7 protein-coding genes are annotated in these 7996 nt (G+C 48.7%); 2 read left to right on the top strand and 5 right to left on the bottom strand.

Annotation, left to right across the window (positions count from 1 at the left end; genetic code table 11):
• Window positions 1-349 precede the first annotated feature (349 nt).
• Window positions 350-517, top strand: coding sequence for a hypothetical protein (locus tag H9Q78_RS14455; RefSeq protein ID WP_249302743.1), 168 nt, complete (start codon window positions 350-352; stop codon window positions 515-517).
• Window positions 518-750: 233 nt separating this feature from the next.
• On the opposite strand, the gene H9Q78_RS14450 is transcribed toward H9Q78_RS14455, so the two are convergent.
• From H9Q78_RS14450 to H9Q78_RS14435, 4 genes are all read right to left on the bottom strand, one after another.
• Window positions 751-2412: a glutamine--tRNA ligase/YqeY domain fusion protein gene (locus H9Q78_RS14450; protein ID WP_249302741.1), complete on the bottom strand. Its 1662-nt coding sequence runs from the start codon at window positions 2410-2412 to the stop codon at window positions 751-753.
• 105 nt (window positions 2413-2517) lie between these two features.
• Window positions 2518-3012: a PaaI family thioesterase gene (locus tag H9Q78_RS14445; protein WP_249302739.1), complete on the bottom strand. Its 495-nt coding sequence runs from the start codon at window positions 3010-3012 to the stop codon at window positions 2518-2520.
• Window positions 3013-3037: 25 nt separating this feature from the next.
• Window positions 3038-3445 (bottom strand): GtrA family protein, encoded by a 408-nt coding sequence (locus tag H9Q78_RS14440; RefSeq protein WP_249302737.1) that lies wholly within the window; start codon window positions 3443-3445, stop codon window positions 3038-3040.
• 31 nt (window positions 3446-3476) lie between these two features.
• Window positions 3477-5621 (bottom strand): DNA topoisomerase, encoded by a 2145-nt coding sequence (locus H9Q78_RS14435; RefSeq protein WP_249302735.1) that lies wholly within the window; start codon window positions 5619-5621, stop codon window positions 3477-3479.
• Window positions 5622-5798: 177 nt separating this feature from the next.
• Between H9Q78_RS14435 and H9Q78_RS14430 the strand changes: the two genes are divergently transcribed.
• Complete coding sequence (locus H9Q78_RS14430) at window positions 5799-7058, top strand: Y-family DNA polymerase (protein WP_249302733.1); 1260 nt, start codon at window positions 5799-5801, stop codon at window positions 7056-7058.
• Here the strand turns inward: H9Q78_RS14430 and sigG are convergent.
• Window positions 7043-7825, bottom strand: coding sequence for an RNA polymerase sporulation sigma factor SigG (sigG, locus tag H9Q78_RS14425; protein ID WP_147595660.1), 783 nt, complete (start codon window positions 7823-7825; stop codon window positions 7043-7045). The genes H9Q78_RS14430 and sigG overlap by 16 nt on opposite strands.
• Window positions 7826-7996 lie beyond the last annotated feature (171 nt).

Below are 7996 nucleotides of genomic sequence, written 5' to 3'. Positions count from 1 at the left end.
ACAGGAGGAAATCCAATTCCATCCAGGCGGCTCGCTGGCAGCCGTAACCAGCATCTTTACGGCCTCCAGTCGGTCCTTTCCAACTGACATGGATAAATCAATATTTTTCCATGTCAGATTCCAACAAAAATCCGCATGATATGCGATTTTTGCCTCCCTACGGCCGGGAAGATCCTGCTAACGTCTTTGCAGCGCTCCCCTTACGATGGAATCGAATCGTTCCTCCTGCTCCTCCTGCCGCACCGAGATAAACTTCCGCATGTTTTGAAAAGCATTGGAGCGGACACTGTGGCCCGCTGCGGTACGCGCGGGCCGTGTGGATATCCAATCCTTTTCTGGAATCTAAGAAATGAAACTTGTCCAGTACAGTGCGGCGGGCAAGGCACCGGCAGAAGGATTCCGGGCCGGCCTAAAGGTGAGCGCTGCAGAGCAGAGGCCGGTGTTCCCCAGGCGGAGGGAGGCAGAAACGAAAAATACCGATTCCGTTTCTGAGCGAACCGGAGATGGGAAATCATAAAGATTTTCCGTCGACATGTAAGCGGTACTCCCGGAGCGGGGATAAAACGGCCCCTGCATCGCCAGCGAACCGAAATCGTGACGGTCCGGAATTTCTGCCGGGGCTTAACTGAAGTTTAAGGGAAAAATACCAGGCACTTTTCTGCCTCTTCATGGCAGGCCTCCTCCTTTATGCGAAACATGCCGCAAAACACCTGGTGTCCTGCGGCATACCTTTATTCTATCGATAAGTTCTCACTTTTCAATTTTAAAAGAACTCTTTAAGGATACGATCCGGTTGAATACCAGATGTCCCGGCTCTGAATCTTTGCTGTCAACACAGAAATATCCGTTTCTCACGAACTGGAAGCTCTCCGGAGCCTCTGCCTCCGCAAGTCCCGGCTCCAAATAGCAGTCCTTAAGCACTACCAAAGAATTGGGATTCAGGTTCAGACTGCCATCCTCTTCATTATAAACACCCTTTTCTTCATCCACAATATTTTCGTAAAGCCGGACCTCCGCTTTCACCGCGTGCCGGGCAGATACCCAGTGGATCGTGCCCTTCACTTTTCTTCCTGTGAAACCGCTGCCGCTCCTCGTCTCCGGATCATAGGTACAGTGAACCTCAGTGACGTTTCCTTCTTCATCCTTGATCACATCGGTACACGTTACAAAATATCCGTTCATCAGCCGGACCTCATTGCCGGGGAACAGGCGGAAATATTTCTTCACCGGTACTTCCATAAAATCTTCCCGCTCAATATAAAGCTCCCTGCAAAAGGGCACAGTCCTCACCCCCAGTTCAGGGTTCTCCTGATTGTTCTGAACCTCCATATATTCTACCTGGTCCTCCGGGTAGTTGTCTATGATGAGCTTCAGAGGATGCAGCACCGCCATCATCCTTGCTTTCTTTAATTTCAGGTCCTCCCGGATACAATACTCCAGCATGGGCATCTCACACACGCTGTTGCTCTTGGACACTCCTGCCATTTCCACAAATCTGCGGATGGACTCAGGTGTATATCCGCGTCTTCTCAAGCCGCTGATAGATACAAGCCTCGGATCATCCCAGCCATCTACGATTCCATCTTCCACCAGCTTTTTGATATAGCGCTTGCCGGTTACAACATTTTTCAAATACAGCTTCGCAAATTCAATCTGCTTGGGCGGATGGTCAAATTCACACTCCCTCACCACCCAGTCGTATAAGGGTCTGTGATCCTCAAATTCCAGCGTACAGATGGAATGGGTGATACGCTCCACTGCATCTTCGATCGGATGGGCAAAATCATACATGGGATAAATACACCATTTATCTCCTGTATTGTGATGACTCATATGTGCCACCCGGTAAATAACAGGATCACGCATGTTGATATTGGGAGAAGCCATATCGATCTTGGCACGGAGCACTTTTTCCCCATCGGCATAAAGGCCGTTCTTCATGTTCTCAAACAGCTCCAGGTTCTCTTCTTCTGTCCTGTTTCGATACGGGCTGTCCTTGCCCGGCTCCGTCAACGTTCCCCTGTATTCCCGAATCTGATCCGCTGTCAGATCACAAACGAAAGCTTTCCCTTTTTTGATCAGTTTTACAGCACATTCATACATGATGTCAAAATAGTCCGAAGCAAATAAAAGACGGTCTTCCCAGTCCGCCCCCAGCCATGCTACGTCCTCTTTTATGGATTCTACAAATTCACTTTTTTCCTTTGTAGGATTGGTATCGTCAAAACGAAGATTGAATTTCCCATTGTATTTCTTTGCCAGGCCATAGTTCAAAAGAATTGATTTGGCATGTCCGATATGAAGGTAGCCGTTCGGCTCCGGTGGAAATCTCGTCTGCACGTGGTCATAATAACCATCTGCCAAATCCTTATCAATTATCTGCTCGATAAAGTTTTTTGTCTCGTTTTCCATAAAAGCCTCCTGCTGATTCGTAATTTTGATAATACCGTATCTTATTCTTTTACAGTATCTCCAATATTTTTCTATCATACCACATAAATCCATTTTGTAAAATACTTATTTCCGAATCCGGAATACCGCCGTTGCAAGGGCCGCTGTCTTCCCGTTTCTTGAATTGACCGCTTCCGCAGTCAGATTCGCAAGACTCCGTCCTATCCGCACGGCCTTCGCCGTCACAAGGAGCCGTCCGCCGGCCGGGACCGGCCGCAGATAGCTGACCGTCAAGGAAACCGTGGCAGCGTTCAGACTGCCGCTCAAATAGCGGGCGGTCATACCGCAGGTGGTATCCATGGCAGCGGCGATCATTCCGCCATGCATGGTGCCCCCGGCGTTTAACTCCCACTCCTCCACCTCATAGGCCAGAGTCAGGGTCCTGTCCGCCTCGCTGCAGGATACAAAGGACTTTTTCATCATATCATGGATTCTTGGCCGCAGATTCTCCTGGCCCTCCACTGCCCGCCGTATCCCCTGCTCCATGGCAGCCTGCCGTTCTTCGTCCCCCGCATCATAGGTCAGCCTGTTCTTCTCCTCAAAAAGCCTTCGATAATCCATCTGTTCTCCCCTCTGCCGTACTGCATCATTTCTTCTGGAATACAAACAGCTTGCTGAACACATAATTTCCTATCATGACCACCACCTGACTCACCAGCTTCGCAATCTTATCATTGCCATGAAGAAGCGTGACCAGGATATACATGACGGCCATATCCATCAAAAGAGTCGTCAGCCTGGAGGTAACAAAACGTGCCGCTTCGGAAGCTTTATTCTCATTCTGGCTCTTAAAGACAAAGCGCCGGTTGGTCACATAGGCAAATGCCACCGCGCCGATCCAGGACAGCACATTGGCCGCTTGGAGCTGCAGGCCGTTTTCCGGATTCAGAAATGTAAATACGCATCCATAATATATGGCAAGGCTCACTACCGTCGTAAGGACTCCTACGATGAGGTAATTGATTATCTCTTCATATTTTCTGTATAATTCCATACATTTTTCCCACATTGTCATCCACACTTTCTTATTTTGCCTTTGTTGCTTTAGGCTCGGACTTTTTCCGTCCTTGCGTCCGCCCGTCCCTGCTTCGGCCGCTTCCGCTGTTCTCTTTTTTATAGTATCCCTCAATCCGGCTGTAGCAATCCCTCACCATGACACTGTTATTGAGCCGCATCACATTTTCCGTCCTTCTGGTCACGAAATCCTTGAGCTTCTCCATATATGCCTCTTCAGTTATATCGCCGTCGGCCACATAAGTCAGGCCCTTTTCCCAGCTGGCAGTCAAATCCGGATTTAGAAGAGGACGGATGGACATATAAACGGTATCGTGAATCACCTCTCCCAATAGAGTCGGCGTGATCACCTGCGTCTTTTTATTTAAAGAAAGATACTTATTGTTCACCAGCTTCTTTAATATCTCAGCCCTGGTCGCACTGGTTCCGATTCCACTTCCTTTTATCTGAGCTCGCAGTTCTTCATCCTCGATCAGCTGTCCTGCATTTTCCATGGCCAGAATCATGGTGCCTGATGTATATCTTTTCGGCGGCGAGGTCTCCCCTTCCTTGACGGTCAGCTTTTCCACCGGGAGCTCATTTCCTTTCGTGAGTTTTTTCACCGCTTCCAAAAACTCCGGATCATTGATATCTGCTTCCTGTACATCCCCGTCTTTTTTCCCGGCTCCCTCATCTCCTGATTCCTCCTGTCCGGAAGAATCCGCATTTTCTTTCTTTTCTTCCTTTGATTTTGTACTCTGGGGATATCCAGTCACCTCAAGGTATCCTTTCTCCAAAAGCACCCGGAAATTAGCAAAAAAATGCTCTTCCCGTATGACAAGTTCCAATCCGAATTTCTGATAGATAGCGGCTGGATAAAACACACTGAGAAATCTCCGTACGATGGCCTCATATACCTTCACCGATACGGCCGGCATACTCCTCAGCCCTCCGATGCCTTGTCCTGTGGGGATGATCGCGTAATGGTCCGTGATCTGCTTGTCGTTCACGTATCTTGTCCGGGCAATCCCTTTATAGCTTCCGGTCTCCAGAATATGCTCCGCAAATCCCGCCACTCCCGGTATGGACTGGAGCCCCCGGATATTTTTATGTATTTCCTTTGCGACGGCCGTAGACAGCACACGGGCATCCGTCCTGGGATATGTCACCAGTTTTTTCTCATAAAGCTCCTGCACTACCTTAAGCGTTTCGTCCGGACTCAGCTTAAAACGCCTGGAACAGGTATTTTGGAGTTCTGCCAAATTATATAATAAAGGAGGGTTCTTTTTTTCCTTCTTTTTTTCCATGGAAAGAAGAGTAGCCGTAACCGGCTGTTCTTCACTCAGATGTGCGATCAGCTCTTCCGCCTTTTCCCGTTCCAGGAATCCATTGTCCTTATACAGAAAGGGAGAGGCAAAATACCGGCTTCCCTCCACCGCACGCCATTCTGCATCAAATGCCTTGCCGTCACAGGACACTGAGGCCAGGACACGAAAGAACGGAGTCTTGACAAAGCTTCTGATCTCCCTTTCCCTGCGTACCGTCATCCCCAGCACACAGGTCATCACACGGCCCACACTGACCACCGTCCGGTCTGATCTCATACAATTGGAAATCACATTCCCGTATTTCAAAGTCAGCAGACGGGAAAAATTGATTCCCATGAGATAATCTTCCTTTGCCCGCAAATACGCAGACGCGGCCAGATTGTCATATTCGCTCAGATCCTTTGCCGTCTGGATCCCCTTTCGTATCTCTTCTTCCGTCTGGGAGTCGATCCAGACCCGCCGCCTTGTCTTTCCGTGTACGCCGGCCATCTGCTCCACCAGACGGTAGATATACTCGCCTTCCCGCCCGGAGTCGGTACAGACATAAATCGTATCCACATCCTTCCGGTTCAGGAGACCCTTAACGATCTGAAACTGTTTTTTTACGTTCCCAATCACCTCATATTTGAAAGTATCAGGAATAAACGGCAGAGTTTCCAGGCTCCACCGTTTGTATTTTATGTCATATTCTTCCGGATAACTCATCGTGACCAGATGCCCTACGCACCATGTGACCACAGCTTCTTCTGATTCCAGATAGCCGTCTCCCCGTTTGGCGCTGACCTTCAGCGCTTTCGCAAACTCCTGGGCCACGCTGGGTTTTTCCGCAATGTAAAGTGCTTTTCCCATAAATCCGAATCCTCCGATGGTCTCTATCATACCATAGGAGCTCTATTTGCACAAGAATTTTTAGGCGCTGCGCAGAACATATGTTTGATTTTCTTTTTTGTTTGTGGTATACTGTTTCCACAGCGTCATTATACAGGGGGCAAACGCTGAGGACTTGGAAAGGAGCTGTCTGCGATCATGAATACGCCTCTCTATTTTCATATTGACGTCAACTCCGCGTATTTAAGCTGGACCGCTGTCCGTGAGTTGAAGAACGGAAATACTCAGGATCTGCGTCTTATTGCTTCTGCCATAGGCGGCGACCGGGAAAAGCGTCACGGTATCATCCTGGCCAAATCTCCCCTGGCCAGGGCCTGCGGTGTCCGAACCGGTGAACCAGTAGCTTCTGCCTTAAAAAAATGTCCGGATTTAAAACTGATTCCTCCGGATTTCGAGCTGTACGATACGAATTCCCGTGCATTTCTGGATATCCTCAAACGTTATTCTCCACTGGTGGAACCGTTTTCCATTGACGAGGCTTTCATGGATATGACCGGAACCGGACTTCTGTATGACAGTCCCGTATCCGCTGCCGAGTCCATCCGTCAGACTATTAAAGAAGAGCTGGGTTTCACGGTCAATATCGGCATTTCTAAAAACAGGCTGCTCGCTAAGATGGCCAGCGATTTTGAAAAGCCGGACAAAGTCCACACTTTGTTTCCGGAAGAGATAGCAGAAAAAATGTGGCCTCTTGACATTCGGGAGTTGTATATGGTGGGCCGCTCTGCCGAGGCCACTTTAAGAAAGCTTGGCATTCACACCATTGGGGATCTGGCAGTCAGCAATCCTGTCACCATAAAAGCTCATCTGAAAAAGCATGGAGAAACTCTTTTCCGTTACGCCCATGGCCTGGACGACGGGCAGCTGCTCTCTCCGGCCTCCAAAGGCAAAGAGGTAGGTAATTCGACTACCCTCCCCCATGATGTGGAATCTGCCGGCGAGGCTAAAAATATCCTGCTCTCCCTCTGTGAAACCGTATGTACAAGGCTGCGCCATGACGGCCTTCGCGCGTCCTGTGTTTCCGTCAGGATCACAGACTGTGAGTTTGTAAGTCACACTCACCAGCGAATTCTGCCCGTGACCACCAATGTGACCGGCGAGGTCTTTTCTGCCGTCCTCTCTCTTTTCAGCGAAATGTGGGACGGCACGCCCATTCGCCTGCTCGGTGTCCAGACCAGCCATATCACAGAAGACTCTTATCGGCAGTATAATCTGTTTGATTCCGGAAAATTCGACAAAATGGAAAAGCTGGACTCCGCCATCGATGAAATCCGAAAAAAATTCGGTGAAGACTCCATCAAGCGTGCCAGCTTTCTGAACAGTGAGACTAACCATATGGCGGGAAGGTTTCCCAAAAACAAACGCGGAAAAACCTCCATGCCTCAGGAACTCAGATAATTCCTCATGATACGCAGTGCATTCTTTTCCAGACGGCTGACCTGTGCCTGGGAAATGGCGATTTCTTTGGCTACTTCCATCTGTGTTTTTCCTTCATAGAATCTCAGTTCAATGATATGGCGTTCCCTCTCCGGAAGTCGGTTCAGCGCTTCATTTAAGGAAATTTGTTCCACCCATTTTTCTTCTTTGTTTTTTTTATCACTGATCTGGTCCATGACATAGAGAGTATCGCCTCCGTCTGTGTAGATCGGCTCATAAAGGCTTACCGGGCTTTGGATGGCATCCAGAGCATATACCACTTCTTCCCGGCTCATTCCCACCTCTTCAGCGATCTCCATGATCGTTGGCTCCTTGGAATTTTTTTTCATCAATGCCTCTCTGGCGTAAATCGCTTTATATGCTGTATCCCTCAGCGAACGGCTCACCCGGATGGAGCTGCCAGAATCCCGGAGGTAACGGCGTACCTCGCCCACGATCATCGGGACCGCATAGGTTGAGAATTTCACCATCATATCCGGATTGAAATTATCGATTGCTTTCATGAGCCCAATACAGCCAATCTGAAACAGGTCGTCAATGTTCTCATTATTACCGGAAAAACGTTGAATGACGCTGAGAACAAGTCTCAGATTCCCCTTAATGTAACGTTCCCTGGCCTCCTTATCACCTGCCTTGATCCTCTTGAACAACTCCTCCTTCTCTTCTGCTTTAAGAAGAGGAAGCTGGGAAGTATTGACCCCGCAGATTTCTACCTTGTATACAGCCATACCTTTACCTCCGCATCATCATTCTATATAGAATGATGCACGGTTTTTCCTGGATTTATACTGTTACTTTATCGTAAAAAAAAGGAAATAGAAAGGGGGCAAAAAGGCCTTGACAAACCGGAAAACGTTGATTTATCAAGGCTTTTGGAATTATCTTGGGTAGTCGCCGCT

Source organism: Qiania dongpingensis, assembly GCF_014337195.1.
In the GTDB taxonomy this organism is placed as follows: Bacteria; Bacillota; Clostridia; order Lachnospirales; family Lachnospiraceae; genus Lientehia; species Lientehia dongpingensis.
Note: the sequence above shows the minus strand (reverse complement) of the source record. Positions and strands in the feature narration are given on the sequence as shown.

Bases quoted from the DNA above. Each gene is read 5' to 3' on its own strand.
- H9Q78_RS14455 (WP_249302743.1), top strand. From the start codon at position 350: ATGAAACTTGTCCAGTACAGTGCGGCGGGCAAGGCACCGGCAGAAGGA.
- H9Q78_RS14450 (WP_249302741.1), bottom strand. From the start codon at position 2,412: ATGGAAAACGAGACAAAAAACTTTATCGAGCAGATAATTGATAAGGAT.
- H9Q78_RS14445 (WP_249302739.1), bottom strand. From the start codon at position 3,012: ATGGATTATCGAAGGCTTTTTGAGGAGAAGAACAGGCTGACCTATGAT.
- H9Q78_RS14440 (WP_249302737.1), bottom strand. From the start codon at position 3,445: ATGGAATTATACAGAAAATATGAAGAGATAATCAATTACCTCATCGTA.
- H9Q78_RS14435 (WP_249302735.1), bottom strand. From the start codon at position 5,621: ATGGGAAAAGCACTTTACATTGCGGAAAAACCCAGCGTGGCCCAGGAG.
- H9Q78_RS14430 (WP_249302733.1), top strand. From the start codon at position 5,799: ATGAATACGCCTCTCTATTTTCATATTGACGTCAACTCCGCGTATTTA.
- sigG (WP_147595660.1), bottom strand. From the start codon at position 7,825: ATGGCTGTATACAAGGTAGAAATCTGCGGGGTCAATACTTCCCAGCTT.